17 protein-coding genes are annotated in these 19544 nt (G+C 53.2%); 10 read left to right on the top strand and 7 right to left on the bottom strand.

From position 1 onward, the window contains the following. The first annotated feature begins 96 nt into the window (after positions 1-96). On the top strand, positions 97-1074 hold the full coding sequence (locus tag ONV78_RS18530; RefSeq protein ID WP_279505368.1) for an alpha/beta hydrolase: 978 nt from the start codon (positions 97-99) through the stop codon (positions 1072-1074). A gap of 22 nt (positions 1075-1096) precedes the next feature. Beyond that, positions 1097-2161 carry a hypothetical protein gene (locus ONV78_RS18525; protein ID WP_279505367.1) on the top strand — a complete coding sequence of 355 codons (1065 nt, stop codon included), beginning with the start codon at positions 1097-1099 and terminating at the stop codon, positions 2159-2161. 113 nt (positions 2162-2274) lie between these two features. Here ONV78_RS18525 and ONV78_RS18520 read toward each other — a convergent pair whose 3' ends face one another. Beyond that, on the bottom strand, positions 2275-5139 hold the full coding sequence (locus ONV78_RS18520) for a di-heme oxidoredictase family protein (RefSeq protein WP_279505365.1): 2865 nt from the start codon (positions 5137-5139) through the stop codon (positions 2275-2277). Between the two features lie 682 nt (positions 5140-5821). On the opposite strand from ONV78_RS18520, the gene ONV78_RS18515 reads away from it, so the two are divergent. Together ONV78_RS18515 and ONV78_RS18510 are read left to right on the top strand one after the other, a co-directional pair. Beyond that, on the top strand, positions 5822-7384 hold the full coding sequence (locus tag ONV78_RS18515) for an RNA-binding protein (protein ID WP_279505364.1): 1563 nt from the start codon (positions 5822-5824) through the stop codon (positions 7382-7384). 1517 nt (positions 7385-8901) lie between these two features. After that, the gene (locus tag ONV78_RS18510) at positions 8902-9207 is read left to right on the top strand and encodes a hypothetical protein (protein ID WP_279505363.1); all 306 of its coding nucleotides are present in this window, start codon (positions 8902-8904) and stop codon (positions 9205-9207) included. 73 nt (positions 9208-9280) lie between these two features. Here the strand turns inward: ONV78_RS18510 and ONV78_RS18505 are convergent, their stop codons facing one another. Continuing rightward, the gene (locus tag ONV78_RS18505; RefSeq protein WP_216739520.1) at positions 9281-9523 is read right to left on the bottom strand and encodes a hypothetical protein; all 243 of its coding nucleotides are present in this window, start codon (positions 9521-9523) and stop codon (positions 9281-9283) included. A gap of 225 nt (positions 9524-9748) precedes the next feature. Further along, entirely contained in the window at positions 9749-10156 is a 408-nt protein-coding gene (locus tag ONV78_RS18500; RefSeq protein ID WP_216739521.1) for a VOC family protein, read from the bottom strand. A gap of 178 nt (positions 10157-10334) precedes the next feature. Between ONV78_RS18500 and ONV78_RS18495 the strand changes: the two genes are divergently transcribed. Then, positions 10335-10973: a transcriptional regulator gene (locus tag ONV78_RS18495; protein WP_279505359.1), complete on the top strand. Its 639-nt coding sequence runs from the start codon at positions 10335-10337 to the stop codon at positions 10971-10973. Positions 10974-11004: 31 nt separating this feature from the next. Here ONV78_RS18495 and ONV78_RS18490 read toward each other — a convergent pair whose 3' ends face one another. Next, positions 11005-11694, bottom strand: a complete 690-nt coding sequence (locus tag ONV78_RS18490; RefSeq protein ID WP_216739523.1) for a crotonase/enoyl-CoA hydratase family protein — start codon at positions 11692-11694, stop codon at positions 11005-11007. Between the two features lie 390 nt (positions 11695-12084). On the opposite strand from ONV78_RS18490, the gene ONV78_RS18485 reads away from it, so the two are divergent. Together ONV78_RS18485 and ONV78_RS18480 are read left to right on the top strand one after the other, a co-directional pair. Then, the gene (locus ONV78_RS18485; protein WP_216739524.1) at positions 12085-13725 is read left to right on the top strand and encodes a M28 family metallopeptidase; all 1641 of its coding nucleotides are present in this window, start codon (positions 12085-12087) and stop codon (positions 13723-13725) included. Between the two features lie 266 nt (positions 13726-13991). Then, positions 13992-14474, top strand: a complete 483-nt coding sequence (locus tag ONV78_RS18480) for a GreA/GreB family elongation factor (RefSeq protein WP_216739525.1) — start codon at positions 13992-13994, stop codon at positions 14472-14474. A 49-nt stretch (positions 14475-14523) separates the two neighbouring features. Here ONV78_RS18480 and ONV78_RS18475 read toward each other — a convergent pair whose 3' ends face one another. Then, complete coding sequence (locus ONV78_RS18475; protein ID WP_279505355.1) at positions 14524-15711, bottom strand: hypothetical protein; 1188 nt, start codon at positions 15709-15711, stop codon at positions 14524-14526. A gap of 283 nt (positions 15712-15994) precedes the next feature. Between ONV78_RS18475 and ONV78_RS18470 the strand changes: the two genes are divergently transcribed. Together ONV78_RS18470 and ONV78_RS18465 are read left to right on the top strand one after the other, a co-directional pair. Beyond that, positions 15995-16747, top strand: a complete 753-nt coding sequence (locus tag ONV78_RS18470; RefSeq protein ID WP_216739527.1) for a TIGR00266 family protein — start codon at positions 15995-15997, stop codon at positions 16745-16747. Between the two features lie 444 nt (positions 16748-17191). Next, positions 17192-17665, top strand: a complete 474-nt coding sequence (locus tag ONV78_RS18465) for a hypothetical protein (protein ID WP_216739528.1) — start codon at positions 17192-17194, stop codon at positions 17663-17665. A gap of 65 nt (positions 17666-17730) precedes the next feature. On the opposite strand, the gene ONV78_RS18460 is transcribed toward ONV78_RS18465, so the two are convergent. Together ONV78_RS18460 and ONV78_RS18455 are read right to left on the bottom strand one after the other, a co-directional pair. Then, positions 17731-17919, bottom strand: a complete 189-nt coding sequence (locus ONV78_RS18460) for a hypothetical protein (RefSeq protein WP_279505352.1) — start codon at positions 17917-17919, stop codon at positions 17731-17733. A 33-nt stretch (positions 17920-17952) separates the two neighbouring features. Beyond that, the gene (locus ONV78_RS18455; protein ID WP_279505350.1) at positions 17953-18618 is read right to left on the bottom strand and encodes an alpha/beta hydrolase; all 666 of its coding nucleotides are present in this window, start codon (positions 18616-18618) and stop codon (positions 17953-17955) included. Positions 18619-18898: 280 nt separating this feature from the next. Between ONV78_RS18455 and ONV78_RS18450 the strand changes: the two genes are divergently transcribed. After that, positions 18899-19387 carry a DUF5063 domain-containing protein gene (locus ONV78_RS18450; RefSeq protein WP_279505348.1) on the top strand — a complete coding sequence of 163 codons (489 nt, stop codon included), beginning with the start codon at positions 18899-18901 and terminating at the stop codon, positions 19385-19387. Positions 19388-19544 lie beyond the last annotated feature (157 nt).

The following is a 19544-nucleotide window of genomic DNA, read 5'->3' as shown; positions in this document are numbered from 1 at the left end:
GCGCTTTTTCTGCGCGGACCTATGCTTTTAGCGCGCATGGAAAAAGGATGTGCTTAAAACCGGCGCGTGGTCACTGCATCGAAAGGAGATAGTCAGATGCGGCTTCAAGCATTCATTGCTTCCTTTTTTATGGTAAGTGTTTCAGTGGCGGCGACCGAGAGTGCCCCTGAGGCGACGCCCGCGCCTGCGCAGTCGCCCGTGCAGGAAAAGTCGGCGCCGACCCCTGACTCCGGATTTATCCCTCCTGCGGAACAGGGCGTTATTTCGCACCGAGACATGGCGTACGTGAGTAACGGCCATGCGCAACAGAAGTTGGACCTGCACCTTCCTTCCGCCGGTAAAAATATCCCGCTGATTATCTGGATTCACGGCGGAGGTTGGATGAATGGCGATAAAACCCAGGGCGTTCCCATCGGTTATGTGGATGAAGGCTATGCCGTCGCCAGCATCAACTATCGGCTTAGTAATGTGGCCAAATTTCCCGCGCAGTTAGAAGATGTTAAGGCGGCGGTGCGCTGGTTGCGCGCCAACGCAGGACAATATGACATTGACCCTGAGCGCATTGGCGTGTGGGGCGCTTCCGCCGGCGGTCATCTCGCCGCGTTGTTGGGAACGACGGGGGACGTGGAGGATTTTGACGTGGGTGAAAACCTGAATGTTTCCAGCCGGGTGCAGGCGGTGGTGGATTACTTTGGCCCCACTGATTTTCTTCAAATAGACGAGAACCGTCTGCCCGCCAGTGAGTCTCACGACAAAGCGGGCTCTCCCGAATCCCGTTTGATTGGCGGCGCAATACAGGACAACAAAGACAAAGTTGAGCGGGCGAATCCCATCACCTATGTCAACGAAGGCGACGCGCCTTTCCTGATTGTGCATGGCGACGCTGATCCCATCGTTCCTCATCATCAAAGCCAACTGCTGGAGGCTGCGTTGAAAGCGGCGGAAGTGCCGGTGTCCTTTTATACGGTAAAAGGCGGGCAGCATGGTCGTTTCAATGACGCAAAAGTGGTCGAGCTGACCAAGGCGTTTTTCACCAAGCACCTGAAGCCGGTCGGCTATTGGGCGCTGAATTGATTTTGGGCGAAGCGGGGGCGTGATGAAAACCGTCTATTGCGCGATTTCCTTTCATGGTTTCGGGCATCTGGCGCAAGTAGCCCCGGTGCTGAATCGCCTGATGCGTGAGCGGTCGGATATCGAATTGATCATTCAAAGCGAAGCGCCGCTGTCGATCCTGCAAACCTGGCTGCAGTGTCCGTTTCGTCATGTCATCAGGCAAACGGATTTGGGCATGCCCATGTTCGACGCTCTCAAGGTCAATGTTCAGGCCACTTATGATGCGTACCTGAATGAATATGAGACGTGGGCGGAGACGCTGGCGACGGAAACCGCGCACTTGCGTGAGCAGAAGCCGGATTTGGTGCTGACCAATATCAGCTATCGATTATCCGCCGCAGCGGGAGAGTTGGGTATTCCTTCCATGCACTTCTGCTCGCTGAACTGGGCCGATATATTTCTTTCCTACTGTGGCGACAGGCCCAGGAGTCAGGAAATATACGCGTGGTTATGCGCTTCCTATAATCAGGCCCAGGCGTTTTTGCGGGTGACTCCTGGGATGCCGATGACGGGCATGGCCCATGTGAAGCCAATCGGGCCGATATCGCGGTCCGGTGTCCGAAGCGATTTGCGTGAGGCATTTCAGCGCCCGGACGCGGACAGATTCGTGTTGGTGTCTATGGGCGGCATGCCTTACGCCATTCCTTTTCACGACTGGCCAACCACTCCGGGGTTGGTCTGGTTGACAGGGGAGCCGGTAAACGGCCGGGATGACTTTATCTGCTACAAAGATTTCCCAATTCCGCATATCGATCTTCTCGCCAGCTGCGACGCCGTCGTCACCAAACCCGGCTACGGCACGCTGGCGGAAGCGGCGGTGAATCAGACGCCGGTGTTGTACCTGCCGCGGCGGGATTGGCCGGAAGAGCCTTATCAGATTGAATGGCTGCAGGAACATGTCCCATGCCAGGAAATCGATGAGCGGCGCCTGTTCAGTGGCGCGCTTGGCGACGAGCTGAATCAGATCTGCGCTGCGCCGCCTATGAAGCCTCCAGCTTTGACGGGAATTGACGAGGCTGTCACGGAGATTCTCGCCTTATTGGCCTAAGGGCTATAAAAAAACGTAAAACGTAAAACGTAGAACGTAAAAAGGGGCGCTAGCGCCCCTTTAATGTCTGCAATGTCTGCGACAGTTTTATACTGCGCGTTTCATACTTGGCTTCAGTAGTTGAACACCTCGCCCAGCGCGTCGCCGGGACCTGGCTGAAACAGCTGTCCCGCCGCAGGACTGTAAGCGTAGAAACGATGGCGCAAGGTTTGTACTTGCGCATAATGCGATGCCGGATGAGTGATGCTGTAACGGTACGAGCCATCGCTGTTAGCGGTTTCCTGTGCGCCGTTCTGTAAGCCGCCATCCGCCTTCAACAAGGGCGCCCAGAAATAGCCGGGGCCGCCGTTTTTCTCCACAAATAACTGCACGCGCTCCATCCTGCTGGTTAGCGTGATGGAGTAGGTGACGCTGCCATCCGCGTTCTTTGTAATGCCTTGCGGCTGCGGATCTGGTCCGGGCGCGTCGCCGCCCACTTTCACATTGACCTGCGCTCCGCCTACAAACTGATGGTCGGCGTTCGCCAGCTTCACGGCGATAGTGTGTTCTCCGTCGGAGAGCCCCGAGATCGCGATAGGGGAGGCGTCATAGCGTTCACCCTGGTCGACGCCATCCACGAACCAATGCAGATGACGACCGTCAGCGTTCATTTCCCAGTTGCGCAGTGTGAACGCCAGATCGAAATTACTCTCTACCTGGCTACCCTGGGCCGGGGAGACAATTGACGCGGATGGCGTTTTCACGGCAGGTCCGCCGTCTGCGACAGGGTCAACAAACGGGAAGCGGGTGTAGGCGAGGAGGTCTTCGCGCTCCGCGGGCGACATGGCTGAGAAGGCGTCGCGAGAGGCGGCGGCCTCACCACCATGCCACATGATCGCTTCTTCTATGGAGGTGGCGCGACCATCATGCAGATAACGGGCGGCGCCGTTAACTTCCGCGAAGTGCCCGATGGCCCATAGCGGCGGCGTTCTCCACTCGTAACCGGTAGCGGCGTATTCCGGGCGCTTGTCGGCGAGTTCTGGTCCCATGTCGTGCAACAGGAAATCGGAGAAGGGTTGGATAACCTGATTGCGGAGCGAGACGACTTCAAAGTCCGGTGAAGTGGTCATGGTGGGAATATGGCAGCCGCTGCAGTTAGCTTCCTTGAACAGCTCTTTGCCCCTTAGCTTGCTGGCTTGAGACGCCTCGTCGGCGAAAAACTCCAGGTTGGGCGGCACGGCGAGATGACGTACGTAGGATTCGATCTTGTGCAAATCTTCCATGGAAAACTCGGCGCCGTTTCCGAAGAGGGGGTTGGTGATTCCCATGTCCTCATGGGCCGCCTTGGCGGTCTGTTGTAAGACGCTGGATTGTCCGGCCTTCCAGCCATATTTGCCCAGGCGCATGGTTTGCGACTGCCTGTCCCACACATAGTTGGCTTTGCCGGAGATGCCGTCGCCATTGGCGTCATCGGGATCGGCGAAAGCGAGTAGGGTGGCGTCGGAGATGGCGTCAATCAAACCCATGCCGGTCAGCTGCGGCGCAATGCGGGGTGAAAACAGAATATCGCCACTGTCGATGGGAGAGTCCAACGTCCAATCGTAAACAGGTTTGTGCAGAGTATAAGCGCCGCCGCCAATATGGTTGCGGACAATGTTTTGGTACGTCACGGTCGCCTGGCCTTCGCCGGCGCCGCCATCTACGCTTTTATCCTGTAGCTGCCCACCGTAAGTAGGATGCGGAACGGGTCCGCCGTGAGCGTCGGTTCCCTCAATGCTGAGCGCTAACAGCATGGACTGCATCGGCTGGCCGGGCTCTGGCGGCGTTCCGCGGCCGTCATTGGTGTGGCAGGCGAAACAGGAGCTGTTGTTGAACTGAGGTCCCAGTTGGTTCGCCAGCGTGACTGGCGTGCGAGCCCGTTGAGGGAAGTCGATATATTGCTTGGGAGAGGGCTGGTCGCCGATGCAATCGTATTTGGTCTGAGGCGCATGCAAGGCGATATCTGGATTGCTCTCGCCGAAGTCGGTGTCGAACAGCGTTTTCCCCGCCAGGAAGTTTTTCATTTCCTGGCCGCCGATATTGACCAGGTGCTGGGCGAACAGAAACTGTTTGTCCTGAATGATGTTCGGCGTGGTGGCGCCGCCGGGTGAGAAATAAGGATGCTGGCGCTCCTGAGAGAGACGTCCCTCGCCAATGCGGATGCGGAAAATATCGTTGTAGTACTGCTGATCCGTGCTGGCGCGCTTGAACGTCCATTCCAGATCAATCAGTTGGCCTTCTGTGACGTCATTGATGACATAGCGCCAGGTATTGGCGTTGACCTGCTCCATGTCGCCGCCTTTATCGAATTCCGCGCGGTAGCAGACATCCTGCTTGTTCAGCGGGTCAGGCACGCCGATGTGGTCGCTCCAACGAATATCGCCGTTATCGGTAGGATCGTCGGTCACGACTGTCATTTCCAGGCGGTCGCCCCAGTCTTTGAAGGTGGCGATGTAACTGGTGCCGCTGGTGTAGCCGGCGACATAGTGATCAAAGCGGCCTTCGCCCTCGTGTCGATCGCGAAAACGACCGCCGAAGGTAAAGGTAAGAGGGTAGGCGGGTTTTGAGAAACCTTCGCCGACTCTGTATTTGAACCAGCCGCTATCCACCGGCAGTTCTGCGAACTGGGCGTCCAGCACCTGGGTGTAGTAATACTCAATGCGGTCGCCATCGTTTAATCCGGAAATCTGGGCCTCAAAATCGGTTTGTGAAGCGGTTTCCGTCAACTCTTCAACCTGTATTGGCGAGCCATTGATGCGGTAGTTGATATATACCCGTTCCGTGGGGGAGCGCAGGTTGAGGGCTTGGGGAGAATGAAAGCGCAGCATGGCTGAGCCGCCATTCATCTGTAGTATTTGCGTGAACTCGCGAGGGTCGCCGGGATCAGCGGCGTAGGCGGTTCCTGAAAGCAGCAGTAGAGTCGTCAGCAGCTTGTCCATAATGGAGTCTTTGGTTTTCATAGGCGGTCTCTTTATGAAAGCGTTACCATTTTTATCTTAAGGAAAGCGCATACATCTAAAGCTATCCCTGTTTGGTATTGGCCAGTTCAGGCTTATACAACGCTCAGGCGGTGAGATGAATCGGTAATCCGGACTAGCATTTCCCTTCATGCCAGATGGAAGCGTTGACGGAACTGGCGATGTTTGTTCTTTTTTAATATTTATTTTCAAATAGTTATCTCCATATTGCCTCCTTGTTAATCCGTTATTAACTCTCTGTTCAAGCGATCTGATTTTTATGAATTTTGTGAAAGCGTTTTCATTGTGGCGTTAAGTATAGTCGTTATTACGAGACACGAGACACGAGACACGAGACACGAGACACGAGACACGAGGCCAATTAAAAGTGGATTAGGATAATCGCGGTTATTTATTTGGATAATTTTTTATTTTTATAGATATAAAGTCCATTTTATGAGCCCCCTCATTTCTCCGTAATAAATCAAGAAATAAAAATTAAGTTATTTAATATCAATAAGTTAAAAAATATTTCCGGATTATTTGGGAAAGTTGGCATGTGGGCTGCAATACATCTGGCAAGTAAACAAACAATGTCTTGGAACACTGCGACAGAGTCTGATTACCAGATTAGATAGCAGTGAAATTCAGTAAAGCCGAATGTATTGTCGGCGGGAGTAAAGAAATGGCGAGTAAAACACTATTCAACACCCAGCGCGGAAATATGGCGCCTGCGGCGGACACCCTTAATCAGGCCGGCGGCCTGGCTTATAAATACTCCGCAGAGCATGCGCTGGCGCAGTACGCGGTGACCGGATGTTTCACCAGCACATTCTATGCTTCCGCTGAAGATCAGTTGGAAAAAGTCATGGAGTTCGCCGCTCAAGTGGAGCCTGAGTTTATCGCAAAATTGGCGGTGTTCGCTCGGGAGCGCGGCTTCATGAAAGATATGCCAGCGCTGTTGACCGCCATTCTGACAGTGCGGGCGCCGGAACTGGTTCCTGCTGTGTTCAAGCGGGTCATTGATAACGGCCGTATGGTGAGAAACTTTGTGCAGATCATGCGTTCCGGCGTTGTTGGGCGTAAATCCCTGGGAACCATGCCCAAGCGGTTGGTGAAAGAGTGGATTAACGCCCGCGGCGAGTCTTCTTTGTTCATGGATTCTGTTGGCGCGTCGCCTTCGATGAAGGATGTCATCAAGATGGTGCGTCCAAAGCCGGAAAACCTGATGCGGCAGGCTCTGTACGGTTATCTGATCGATAGAGAATACGATGCGGAGAAGCTGCCGCAGGTTGTGCGGGATTATGAGGCCTTTAAGGCGGATCAGTCCCAGCCGCTGCCGAAAGTGGAGTTTCGGTTGCTGACGGCGCTGAACCTGACGCAAGCGCATTGGGCTGGCATCGCCCGCAATGCGGGATGGCAGATGACGCGGATGAACTTGAATACCTTTGCGCGGCAGGGCGTGTTCAATGAAAAAGGAATGGACCGTGTGATCGCTGACCGTCTGCGTGATGAGAACGCCATTCGCAAGGCCAAGGCGTTTCCGTACCAATTGATGGCTGCCTACACCATGGCGGGCGAAGGTGTGCCTAAAATGGTGACGGAGGCCTTGCAGGATGCGATGGAGATCGCGCTGCAGAATGTGCCGGCGCTGGAAGGGCGGGTTGTCGTGTTGCCGGATACCAGCGGGTCTATGACTCAGTCGGTATCAGGTTATCGTCCCGGCGCTTCCAGTAAGGTGCGATGTATTGATGTCGCCGCTCTGGTGGCTGCGGCTATCCTGGCGAAAAACAAGGATGCGGAGATTCTCCCGTTCGCGACCTCAGTGCATCAGGTGCGTTTGAATCCCCGGGATTCGGTGATGACCAACGCGACCAAACTGGCGCAACTGGGCGGCGGCGGAACGGACTGCTCCGCGCCTCTGGTAGAGCTGAACCGGCGCAAAGCGGAGGTGGATACGGTGGTCTTCGTTAGTGATAACGAGTCATGGATTGATACGAACAGCCGTTATGCGGGGTACAACTCAGGGACGGCGGTAATGCAGGAGTGGCTGAAGCTGAAGCAGCGTAACCCCAAAGCAAAAATGGTGTGTATCGATGTTGTGCCCAATGCGTACACCCAGGCGATGGAGCGTGATGACATCCTGAACGTGGGAGGATTCTCCGATCAGGTGTTCACAGTGATGAAGTCCTTTTTGAGCGATAACCCACAGACCTGGGTGCGCACCATCAAGGAAATCGAACTGTAGCCAGGGATCTTGGTGGAGAAAAAGGCCGCCTGCGGGCGGCCTGATTCGAAGGCTTAATTTTTGATATCGGCGAATGCTTGTATGACTCCATACCCGGGTTCGAGTCCCGGTGGCCGGGCGCGGCTATAGCTCAGTTGGCAGAGCGAGCGTCATACCAAACTGTTGTCGTCGAAGGGAAAGGATTCTGAGTGCGTCTCCCCATCGCGCGAGCGTAATGGAAGAGCGCTTTATGGAAAATAAGTAAGAGTTTTCAGATTTAAACGGCGAATGCCAGTATGACTACATTAACCATTTGGTCCCGGGTTCGAGTCCCGGCGGTCTCTGACCGTAGCTCAGCTGGTAGAGCAGATGACATGTCATGCGCCCTTATTGTCGCCGCGTTTTTTTAAGGCCAAATGCCGGTCAGGATTACATCCAAAAACATCCAGACCACAACTTGTTGGCCGCCCAATGTTGATTTTGGCGAATGCCAGTGGGATTACATCGCTGTTAACGACCAGGTTGCGGGTTCAAGTCCCGTTCGCGCGGAAGTCTTGCGCGGTAGCTCAATTGGATAGAGCAGGAAAGTATCTCACACATATTTGTCGCCGAAGGGAAAGGCTCGTGAGAGCGTTTCCCCATAACATGAAGGTTATGGGAAAGCGTTTTAAGGAGAGATAAACAGACGTTTTTAAAGTTAAACCGGCGAATGCCTGTATGACTACATAGGAGCGCGAGGTCCCGGGTTCGAGTCCCGGCGGTTGGCTGACAACCGTAGCGCAGTGGTAGCGCGAGCGTAGATGTCATACGACTTTTTTGTCGCTGGTCTTTTTAGGCCAAATGCTGGTCAGGATTACATTTTTCCCAAATAACTTCCTGACGGTTTTTTGTTGGCCGCCTTAATTTAGTTTTGGCGAATGCCTGTGTGACTACACCACTTTTAATGGCCAGGTCGCGGGTTCGAGTCCCGCCCACGCTTAAAATGGCGTGGTAGCTCAGTCGGGAGAGCAGGATTGTCACACACACTCTCGTCGCCGAAGGGAAAGGCTTGCAAGAGCGTTTCCCCATAATGAGTAAATTATGGGAAAGCGCTTTTGCATCTGATGCAAGAGTTCTTTGGTAAGTCGGCGAATGCCCGTATGACTACATCGGGGCTGCGAATTTTCGGGTTCGAATCCCGGCGACTGTTTACAGTTGTGGCCCATTGGTAAAGGCGCGCGGTATATGCGTCATACAAACTTTTGTCGCCGACTTTTTAGGCCAAATACTTTGCAGGGCTACATATTCCGTGCCTTGCGCTACGCTTGTTGGCCGTTTTTGCTCTTTTTAGCGAATGCGTATAAGACTACATACTGAAACCATGCTGCGTCTTATGCATTTTTGTCGCTGAAGGGAAGCGCCCACAAGAGCGTTTCTCCATAACGCCAGGACTGAGGAATATCCTGAGTCTCAGCTTGGGGCGAATATGGAAAAGCGTTTTATTTTCTCTATTGCTGTAAATTATCTGTCTGAAGCTTGTTGGATATCAGGGTGTGCAGATGAAGACAGTTATTGTGGCGGTGCTTTGCCTCTCGCTTGGGTTTGGGATTGGATATTTTATTCAGTGGAGCGAGTTCGCTGGGCGGGTTGAAGATGCCGTCAGTCGAGAAATTGCTTTACTAATGCGCTTTCCGGTCCCCTCTTGTGACAAAGTATTAAGGAACAGCGATACACGGGTCAGTGTCTCCCAAGGCGGAGATCAATCTCTCTGGTTTTATGAGAAAAGCAGCGATACTTTGCGAAGAGTCGTCGTCTCCGCTGACCTTGTCGTCGGGTATGAAGAAATATCGCTTGGCTGTCAGTAGCGTGGATTGAAGCTCGGCGCCTAAACGTGCGCAAGCTGCGTTCGTGTGATGCTATGCCCAGAGTAATCTGAAATTATGGACGGTTAATTTCGACGATATGCCAGGTGACGTCGGTATAAGTGACCTTAGTGTCCGCTAGCGCCGCAACAGGGGCATTGATGCTGTCTTTTAGGTAGTCAGCGATGATGAGCTGGGTGTTGGCCAGCGTTTCCTCCAGCGTGCCTCCCACGCCGCAAACCAGAAGTCCGGGTATCGACGAGAAGTAGTCCGCTTTCTCACTTTGCTTGACTGCGACCCGGAAAACTAACTTGGTCATAGCACTCTCAGTTCTTGTAATAATGTAGAGCCATGGTATCCGATGGCGGCGGGTTTCTCCGATAATTATTTCGCGGTTATTTGTGAAACTTTGTTAAATAAATGCCCGATAAATGGACTTTTTCTGCACGTTGATCGCTATATCGACAACTTTTCTGGTATCGCCATGAAACGCCCCATGAACGGGGCGTTTAACGCTTTATAGATGTGGCGTTGCCTGGGCGCTCTAATAACGGTTCTTCTCCGCAGGGTTTTCGCTCAGATATTGTACAAACTCCCACTCGATGCCGTTAGGGTCGAAATAATAGGCCCTGCGGCGAAACGGATGCGCCTCTGTTTCATAACCATCGTAACCGCGCTGCTGCAAACGTCCTGTCACGCCATCAAGATCCTCCACCACCATGCCAATATGGTTAATGCCGTCGTTGATATAGCGGGTGCTGACATCGCTCAGGTGGTTATCGCACTGCTGTAGCGCGAAGTAGAAGCGGTCATTGCCCACGTGGGCCCATCTGCCGTTTTGACTCATCAGATCGCCTTCGCCCCGTAATGCAAAGTCGGGGAAAGCGGCTTGCAAAAACTCCATGGACTTTTCGATGGATTCAACGGTGATGTTAGCGTGTTCCAGATACATGATTCGTTCTCCATTGTCGCCCTGGGGGGCGTATTTGTTGTTAGGTTTATTTAGTAAAGCGTTTGCTTTCCAAATAGGTTATTCCTGTTCTTTTCTTTAGTAAAGCTATCGCTTTACTAAATTTTTCCTATCAACGTATACTGAGGCGCTATCCATTCATTGTAGGAGCGAGACTTCTTTGACGACGCAGGAAGACAGCGGCGAGCGCATTCTGTACTTGATTAAATCCCGAGGGCCGGCCAGCGCTCCCGAATTAGGCGGGATGCTGGGCATGACCACCATGGGCGCCAGACAACACATTGCAAAGCTGGAGCAAGAGGGCCTTTTGTATAGCGTAGAGGAAAGGAAGGCGCGTGGACGCCCTGTCGCGGTCTGGCGTCTGACGGAAAAGGCGCAGAGTCGGTTTCCGGATAGTCACGCCAATCTGACCGTCGACTTGATCGCATCCACCCGTGAGGTGTTTGGAGAAGAGGGGTTGGATAAGCTCATTGAGGCGCGCAACGCCAAACAATTGCAGAGCTATTTAACGGCGCTATCTGTGTATCCTGATGTGTCAGAGCGAATCGCCAAACTGGCGGAGCTGCGCAGTGCGGAAGGGTATATGGCGGCCGCGTTTTTTGAGCAGGACGAAGGCGTCTGGTATCTGGTGGAAAACCATTGTCCTGTTTGCGTGGCGGCGCAGCATTGTCAGGGATTATGTCGAGCGGAGCTGCAAAATTTCCAGCGCTGTTTTGAAGAGCTTGCAACGGTGGAGCGTACGGAACATGTGTTGAAAGGCGCGCGTCGCTGCTGTTATCGGTTTACTTTGAAAGCTTAACCTTGAGCGGGCGCGCCTGTGACGTGCGGGATTACAGTGATCCGGTTGCGTCTTTCTCAATGGCTTCCGCCAATTCGCTCAAGAACGCGCTGCGTACTTTCAGTTTGGTGTTCTTGTGCGCTTTCAAATTCAACGCCGTCATTTTTTTGGCTTCCTCCATCGCCCTCGCCATCAGTTCTGACTCTTCTACCACAATATCCAGGAAGCCGGCTTCTCTGGCCTGTTGAGGCGCAAACATTTCCGCGTTGATGACGCAACGGTTGAGGTATACCGGCGCCAGACGCGCGCGGGCGATAGAGATGCCGGCGTGATGCATGGTCATGCCGATCGCCACTTCATTCAGGCCTATTTTATAGGGGCCTTCGACGCCAATACGCAGGTCTGCGGACAGCAACAGGAAGGCGCCTTTGGCGACGGCGTGACCTGGGCAGGCGACGATAATAGGCATGGGAAAAGAAAGCAGGCGGTGAGACAGGGTGGACCCTTGTTTAACCAGCGCCATCGCTGACTCCATGCTTTGCGTCATGACTTTCAAGTCATAGCCGCCGGAGAGCATGCCCGGTGTTCCTGTGATGACCACCACGGCCTTACTCTGTTCCGCAGCGTCTAATGCTGCGTTGAACTCTTCGATCAATTGCGGGGAAATGGCGTTGACTTTGCCGTTATTTAGCGTGATGACGGCAATATTGTCCTTGAGTTCATAACTCAATAACTCGCTCATCGTGGACTCCTTAACTGTGTGTGTTTGCTGTGTTGTTATATGACTTATCAGGCGGCGTATTATGGCACATAAAGCCTTGCAGGGAGCCGATTGAGAAGGCCGAGAATGCGATTTATGCACGCTAACCCATTGTCCAATCGAGACTATTGGGATAGTCCACTAAGGGTTGACATTATAAAGTGTGAGCCTCTTCACATTAATTAAACGTGAGGGATAACGGCCTTCGGTAATTACCTACCTAAAGCCCGGACTAACCCCTTCCGCATAGACTCAATCTGACTACTATAGACTGATCGCGCCTAAGAGGAGTTGTATAGGGCGAAAATGATAGCCGGCCAAAAGCAGGCCTATCAGATAAAAATAAATCTCCTATATGGACTGGAGGAATAAATGCTAACGAAGAAGACAAGCCTATCCATGGCTTTGAGCTCCCTTACTCTTGCTCTCGCCACCGCCGCTCATTCGGCTCCCCCTTCACGCAGTGATCTCTTGAACGAATTCTGGAGCCCAGACCGCCTGCATCCACTGGAATGCCGCTTTGGCGTTTTAAATAACTCCCCATGGGGGCTGCCTCGTTGTATGCAGGCTAAAAACGTCATGGCGCACCTGCAAATGCTGAACGATATCGCCGGCGCTAACGACGGCACTCGCGCCGCTGGCTTGCCGGGTTACGAGGCTTCCGTCGACTACATCAAATCCACGCTGGAAAGCGCGGGTTACAACGTGACGCTGGCTCCATTCCCGTTCAACGCGTTCTATCCGCAGGGTCCGGGAACTCTGGAATCCACCGCTCCAGACACCACTTCCTATGAGTGGGAAGTTGATTTCTCTTATCTGTCGCAAACCGACGCAGGCGATGTAACAGGTCCTGTGGCGGCGGTTGATCTGGCGTTGGGTCCGGATAACGGCTCTACCAGTGGATGTGAAGCGGAAGACTTCGCCGGCTTCCCGGCAGGCTCCATCGCATTGGTTCAGCGCGGTTCCTGTACTTTCCAGATCAAAGCGGAAAATGCAGCGGCGGCTGGCGCAATCGGCGTCATCATCTTCAACCAGGGCAACACTGAAGACCGCAAAGGTCTGATGAATGCTACCTTGGGCGATGATTACACTGGCGGCATTCCTGTTGTGTTCGCGACCTACGACAACGGTGTTGCATGGTCCGGAACTGAAGGCTTGCAGATGCACGTCGTGACTGACGTCGTGAGAAAGCAAACCGAGACAGTTAACGTGATCGCTGAGTCCAGAAGAGGCAATCCGGACAACGTCGTCATGGTCGGTTCGCACCTTGACTCCGTCTATGAAGGCGCTGGCATCAACGATAACGGCTCCGGTAGCGCTGCGTTGCTGGAAATGGCGCTGCAAATGCGTCGCGCGCATCCACGCAACAAAATCCGCTTCGCATGGTGGGGCGCTGAGGAATCAGGTCTGGTTGGCTCTACACACTACGTGCAGAACCTGCCGGAAGACGAGCTTAAGAAAATCAAGGTCTACCTGAACTTCGATATGATCGCTTCTCCGAACTTCGCTTATATGATTTATGACGGCGATGGTTCTGACTTCGGTCTGGAAGGTCCTCCTGGGTCCAAAGCCACTGAAAAACTGTTTGAAGACTACTACAAGCTGCGTGCGCTGCCTTATGAAGGCACCGAGATCAGCTTCCGTTCCGACTATGCGCAGTTCTTCACTGACGGCGTAGCCTTCGGCGGTCTGTTCACTGGCGCGGAAGTCGCGAAGACTGAAGAGCAGGCGGAGAAATACGGCGGCGACGCAGGCGTTGCTCTGGACCATTGCTACCACCAGGCTTGCGACGACATCAACAACATCGCGCAGGACGCACTGGAAATCAACATCGACGCAGTGGCGTTCGTAACCAGCTGGTTGTCTCTGTCCACCAAAGTTATCGATGATGAAATCGAAGCTGCGGCGAAGAAAGACGAAGGTGTTGCGGCAATGCGCGCATTCAGCGCGAGCTCCAGCTCCAGCGCTTCTTCCTACGACATTACTCACTGGGGTAAACACTGGATCAAATAATCCACTGATCCTTGGTTGGTAAACCCATAGCGCTTAGCCCGGCGCCGCCTTGTGCGGTTCCGGGCTTTTTTGCGGCTGTAATCCGGCTCTTTGCACGGCGGATATGGACAGGAAAACGAATCTGGTTTATTTATTCATCCGGCAGGCCCGCTGTCTCCTTCTATTTGTCTGAATGGATAGGCTGTTGTGTGTCAGCGCTTGTCTGCCGCGGCGTATCGCCGTTTTAATCATGTTCTTCGTTTTCTGCGCCGTTGTGCTTTAGGACCATGCGAAAAGAGAAAATTCACCAACAGATTATCGCCAAACTGCAGGACGACCTGGCTGTCGCCCAGCAGGCGGCCAATACCGCTCATGAAACCGCCACCCATACAGAAAGCGTTGCGGAAAACAAATACGACACTTTCGGTCTGGAGGCGTCTTATCTGGCGGAAGGGCAATCCCGGCGCGTGAGGGAACTGGAACTGGCGCTCGCCTCTTATCAAAATACCCCGCCCAAGCGTTTTACTGATCAAGATGAGGTCGGCGTTTTTGCGTTAGTCACATTGGAAGCGGAAGACGGCTCCGAGCGTCGTTTGTTCGTGGGGCCTGAAGCGGCTGGGTATAAGTTTCTGCTGGATGAACAAGAGGTGTTGGTTATTACGCGGCATTCTCCCATCGGTATGAAACTGATGGGGAAAACGGTGGGCGACGTGGTTGTGCTTGTCGCAGCGGGCCAGGAGAAAGAATTTGAGATCGTCGAGTTAGAGTGATCCAAGCCGATGGGAAGCCTGATAAGACTTCCCATTACGCTCTCACTGGTCAGGCGGCAATATTTTCCATGCTGACCTGATTCAGCTGCATCCATGCCTGAATGTTTTCGTTGGCGCTGACCAAATCGGTAAAGTCGTGCGCGATTGCTTCCTTTAGATCCGCCACTATAGCTTTGCGCACAGGCGGAGCAGAGGCTTGGTTGCTGCGAAAGTCCTCATCCAGGTTAATGCGGCAGATAGCGCGATTGAACTCATAGTATCTCCAGCCTTCTTCCTTATTGCCGCCGCGGATATCAATGGCGCAGGACAGTTCTGTTAGCGCATTCTCCCATTCCGGCGTCACCTTATCCTTCAACGCGAAGCCCAGTTGCCCATGGTTCATATGGTAGCGACCGTCTGGGTCTGACTTGACCAGTGCGCGGAATATGGGAATGGTTTTCTCCATGAGTTGTTTATTGTTACGCCAGTTTTCTCCGCGCACTTTCCAGGTCTGATAAAAGATTTTCGCTTTGGCTTCCGGCGAGGCGGCGGCGATGGCTTCATCCAGCTCCGGTTGTGGGGCGGGAGGAAGTTCAAAACTCGGGTTAAGCTGGCGGTCCACCAGGTTTTGCGCTTCGGCATCCAGTTTGGTTTGTTTCTTGATTTCCTCAATGTCGCGGTTCGCCCGCTCCATGCGCTCGGACAATGTGCCCAGCGCGGTTTGATCCGCCTGACGAAAAGCGCCGGCGAGAAACAGGCGGGTCCAGAGATAACCGAATAAAAAACCAATGATGGAAAAGTACAGCAGCACCGATAAGGCGAAGATAGAGGCGTCCCGCCCGCCGCCGATGCCCTCCGCAATGTATCCGGTTACCGCGCGCAGGTGAGAGGGCATGGCGGTCAATTGAGTCAGGCCCACGCCAACCAGCATCTTGGTCAGCCAGTCGGATATTTGTTCAAGATTGGTGTTGGCGAGGTAGCCCGCCCCTGGGCTGTCGCTGGCGCCGACTTTGATGGCTCCGCCTGACTCTTGTTGCAAGGTGCGGGGAATGCCGAATATAAAGCCGAGTACGCCGCCCATAAGCAGGAAGGCGCCCGCCACCATCAGTCCAACGCTGGCCACTGCCGTTTTTTGCGAGAGCGCCGAAAATTGCAGTGCGTAGAGGGCGATTGCCGCCGCTCCAGCCAGCATCGCGGTGCGTAATGTGCGCAAGGCCTTGTTGCTGTCCGAAGTCTGCTCCCTTTCAGTACGTTCCATGGTTCTGATCCTGCCTAAAAGCTTCCTGTTGTAGTCTTTGTTTCCGAACATTTTTGCGCTCCCTTTATACCTCAGCGGCGGGACAATTGCAGTGATGAAATTGGCTGTGCGCTGAGTGCAAAACAATGATGGAACTGCTTTTATCAATGGCTGTGTCGATCCTGGCCAATAATACAGAACACAACGACCTGTACTGTCTTTTGCAGAAGGAGAGAGGCTTGCATCTGTTTGATAACTATGGCGTTATGAGGTCATCAACAAAATCGCAAGGAGAAAAACTGATATGCGCAGCCACGAGGTGGACTACAAGATCATCGGCCACGATATGCAAATGGTGGAAGTGGAGCTGGACCCAGGTGAAACCGTCATCGCGGAAGCCGGGGCCATGAACTACATGACCGGCGGCATAGAATTCGAAACCAAGATGGGCGATGGCTCGGACCCTGAGCAGGGCTTCTTTTCCAAGTTGTTCAGCGCCGGCAAACGCATGATGACCGGGGAGTCTCTGTTCATGACTCACTTCACCAACAGCGGCCATGGCAAGCAGCAGGTTTCATTTGCGGCGCCTTATCCAGGCAGCATCGTACCCGTGGATCTGGCCAATCAGGGCGGAACTATTATCTGTCAGAAAGACTCCTTTCTGGCGGCGGCTATGGGGACTCGCATTAGCGTGGAGTTCAATCGTCGACTGGGCAGCGGCTTCTTTGGCGGCGAAGGTTTTGTGCTGCAAAAGCTGGAAGGGGACGGCATGGCCTTTATCCACGCTTGCGGAACTGTGGTGGAAAAGCGCCTTGATAACGAAACGCTGCGTTTGGATACAGGCTGTCTGGTGGCGTTTACGCCGTCCATCAGTTACGAAATTGAGATGGTGAAAGGCATACGCAGTATGTTTTTCGGCGGAGAAGGCATGTTTCTGGCGACCCTGCGGGGAACCGGGACTGTCTGGATTCAAAGTTTGCCGTTCTCTCGGCTGGCGGATCGAATTTTGGCTCATGCACCCAAACAAAATGGCGGGGTAGAGGTAGGAGAGGACTGAAACTGACGTTTTATCATGATAGAGTGTGACGTCGTAGGCGTTTAACGTCATCGCGCGGGCGATCGTTTATCAAATTAATGACGGTTGTCCGCTTGATGCGACGCTTGCTCATTTGGCGGCCCATGAAGCCTGGAATGCTTTGTTTGAGCCGCCACACGCCCAGAACCCAGCAGTGTTCGCGGCGTATGAGAGGGATGTCATGCGGTCGACTCTGTATTGCCTTGCAAGGCCTTGCCTCTCTTAATGTGAAACTCTCTCACATCTCCTGATACTAAAAACGAAAGCAACATTACAGGCGGCTATGGTATGGATATTTTGGCAACCAGAGTTTATGGGAAGAATGGAAGTCACACGGCCGAAGAGAGCGCAAGCCGAAGCAGTACGCGCAATGGTCAATCTGAAACAACATCGCCACTTCAACTGTCAGCGGAAATCTATGGCATCTTGACCGTCGCGCTGGCGCGACACTTGGGGCCGGTTTCAACTCACCTTATTCGCAATGCCGCCTCGCATTCCCGCTCACTGCCGGAAATGATCGATACGCTGTCATTGCATATTCCCAACGGCGCCGAGCGAGATACTTTTCTTGATCGCGCCCACAGAAATGACGTTATGACGCATCCCGGACGCAGCCTGGATTCCACTGCGCGCCAAAAAGCAGCCGCGCCTGCGGCGAACACGAACAGGCCGAAGCCCAAATATAAAAGCAGCGTTGGAACCGCCTTGAGTGAAGAAAAGCTGCAGCGTCTGACGCAGCTTCTCAGCCGGTATGTCGGGCCGTTGGCTGGCTGTATCGTGCGCAAATGCCGTGAAGAGTCGCCGACGGAAATCAAGCTTTATCAGGCGATGGCGGAGTGTATTCCTGACGAACATGAGCGGACTCAGTTTTTAAACAAAGTCCGGCTGAGAAGTTACTGAGAAGCCTCGTTTTACATTGGGAATAGCGAGAACGCGCCGCACGCCTATTGAGTCGCGGCGGGTGGTTATGCGCGACGGTGGAGAAGGAAGCGCTCCAGCGTCGCGATAAACGGTTCCGGCTCTTCCAGATGCGGATAATGTCCTGACTTGGAAAACATTCTGGCGCTATAGGCGTTGTCCGCTGGCGCAGTGTAAGTGTCCCCCGCCATGACGAAATCGCCCACGCCCATAATGTGCAAAGAGTCTTGTTTCAAGCTGGCGAAGTCATATACCTCGTCCGGCCCTGACTAACTGTGAATTGAGCCGGTAATCTGCTTAAACACCTCATCGCTTTCCTGTAACTCCGTCTGTGCTTTGATGGCGGCGTATTCATCCATGGCCTGAAAATTTGACCAATAAAACAAGGTTCGCAGATCGCGGTGTTTCAGCTTTTCCCGGAATGCTTGTTTGGCGCTCCATAAGCTGGCGGGATTTTGAATATCATACTCAACTTCCTGCATCAGCGTGGCGTAGTCATCCCGTTGGAAAACTTTCATCAGGATTTGATCTATCAGGAAGTTTCTCTTAGCGGGAATATCCGGTCGTAGAGACCTCCCCAGAAAAACGGCTTTAGTCTCAATGGCGTCATCTTGTTTAAGTGCGTCATAAAGCAATCTGGCGCCGTAACTGTGTCCGACCACGGCGCAGAAGCCAGGATGGCGGATGCTTAGGCGATGAATGACGGCGATAAGATCATCGACGTTATCTTGATGACTGAGCGCGGGCGTCTGCGCTGATAGTCCGCAACCGCGCTGGTCATAAGAGATCCAGCCAAAATGTTCGCTGTAAATAGGATAACGTTGCAGCCACTCTTTGAAATAATGCGAGTGGCTTCCGGGCCCCCCGTGTACGAATAGAATGATCGCGTTGTTTTGCTTTGGATTATGGGCCCAGCAGTGCAGGTTTTCGCTCATGTCATAACATCCTGTATTGAGATGATTAACGGCGTGTTGTCAGCAATTTGCAAGAGAAGCCCATTATTCTCCATTCGAATTTATGAATACAGAGCTAGCATTAATACTAGCTGTTGAATCAATGGGGTATTTGATAACGTTGGTGACAAATTAACTCGAAAGGCGTTCTGTCTTTGCGTAGATAATAAAGAATGAGTCGGCGGCGAAAATCGCGGCTGTAATTGTGCAATGGCCTGCGCAATAGAATTACAACGAGCCTAATATTCAGAGGTAACTGAACTTGAAAACAATAGAACCCAGCAGTGAGCAAACTCAACGTTTTGTAGAATTGGCCCGGGAATATTGTCAATGGAGCGAAGCGACGCCGGGCTCCCAAGATGAAGAAATGGCGACAGCTACCAGACTGCTGGCCAAGCTTTACGCGACGATACTGGATCTGCCTTTTGAACCGGCGGGTACGGATCTGGAATTTGAAACCATGACCCACGACGCCTGGCAGAAAGTCTACCAGCGATTCAGCTCGATGCCCTTCACACAGTATCGCGATATCGACGACCCGTTTGATATGCAATCCGCTTCCGTCAATGCGGGCGACATCGCCGATGATCTGGCGGATATTTATCGTGACATGAAAGACGGCCTGTCCTTATGGGACCATAATCACGTCAAAGAAGCCGTGTGCTACTGGGAAGAAAGCTTCCGCATTCATTGGGGACAGCACGCCATCGATGCATTAAAAGCCCTGCACTGGCGTCGTCATAATCGCTAAAAAATTCTGAGTCCGCGACAGTATTTGTCGCTGCAAAAAGTAATATTACTCCTGCGACGGGATGGAGAGGGACGCTCTCATCAAGGACTCACAAATGGACTCACAAAAGGATTAGCCCGCAGACCCGGCTGGGTCGAAACGGACTTATAAACGGAAT

The sequence above is a fragment of the Hahella sp. CR1 genome, from assembly GCF_029813005.1.
Classification (GTDB): Bacteria; Pseudomonadota; Gammaproteobacteria; order Pseudomonadales; family Oleiphilaceae; genus Hahella.
This window is presented reverse-complemented; position numbering and strand designations above follow the sequence as displayed.

What these genes read in the sequence shown, in the direction of transcription:
- ONV78_RS18455 (WP_279505350.1), bottom strand. Translation starts at nt 18,618, where the DNA reads ATGAGCGAAAACCTGCACTGCTGGGCCCATAATCCAAAGCAAAACAAC.
- ONV78_RS18480 (WP_216739525.1), top strand. Translation starts at nt 13,992, where the DNA reads ATGCGAAAAGAGAAAATTCACCAACAGATTATCGCCAAACTGCAGGAC.
- ONV78_RS18525 (WP_279505367.1), top strand. Translation starts at nt 1,097, where the DNA reads ATGAAAACCGTCTATTGCGCGATTTCCTTTCATGGTTTCGGGCATCTG.
- ONV78_RS18485 (WP_216739524.1), top strand. Translation starts at nt 12,085, where the DNA reads ATGCTAACGAAGAAGACAAGCCTATCCATGGCTTTGAGCTCCCTTACT.
- ONV78_RS18490 (WP_216739523.1), bottom strand. Translation starts at nt 11,694, where the DNA reads ATGAGCGAGTTATTGAGTTATGAACTCAAGGACAATATTGCCGTCATC.
- ONV78_RS18500 (WP_216739521.1), bottom strand. Translation starts at nt 10,156, where the DNA reads ATGTATCTGGAACACGCTAACATCACCGTTGAATCCATCGAAAAGTCC.
- ONV78_RS18510 (WP_279505363.1), top strand. Translation starts at nt 8,902, where the DNA reads ATGAAGACAGTTATTGTGGCGGTGCTTTGCCTCTCGCTTGGGTTTGGG.
- ONV78_RS18475 (WP_279505355.1), bottom strand. Translation starts at nt 15,711, where the DNA reads ATGGAACGTACTGAAAGGGAGCAGACTTCGGACAGCAACAAGGCCTTG.
- ONV78_RS18530 (WP_279505368.1), top strand. Translation starts at nt 97, where the DNA reads ATGCGGCTTCAAGCATTCATTGCTTCCTTTTTTATGGTAAGTGTTTCA.
- ONV78_RS18520 (WP_279505365.1), bottom strand. Translation starts at nt 5,139, where the DNA reads ATGAAAACCAAAGACTCCATTATGGACAAGCTGCTGACGACTCTACTG.
- ONV78_RS18515 (WP_279505364.1), top strand. Translation starts at nt 5,822, where the DNA reads ATGGCGAGTAAAACACTATTCAACACCCAGCGCGGAAATATGGCGCCT.
- ONV78_RS18470 (WP_216739527.1), top strand. Translation starts at nt 15,995, where the DNA reads ATGCGCAGCCACGAGGTGGACTACAAGATCATCGGCCACGATATGCAA.
- ONV78_RS18505 (WP_216739520.1), bottom strand. Translation starts at nt 9,523, where the DNA reads ATGACCAAGTTAGTTTTCCGGGTCGCAGTCAAGCAAAGTGAGAAAGCG.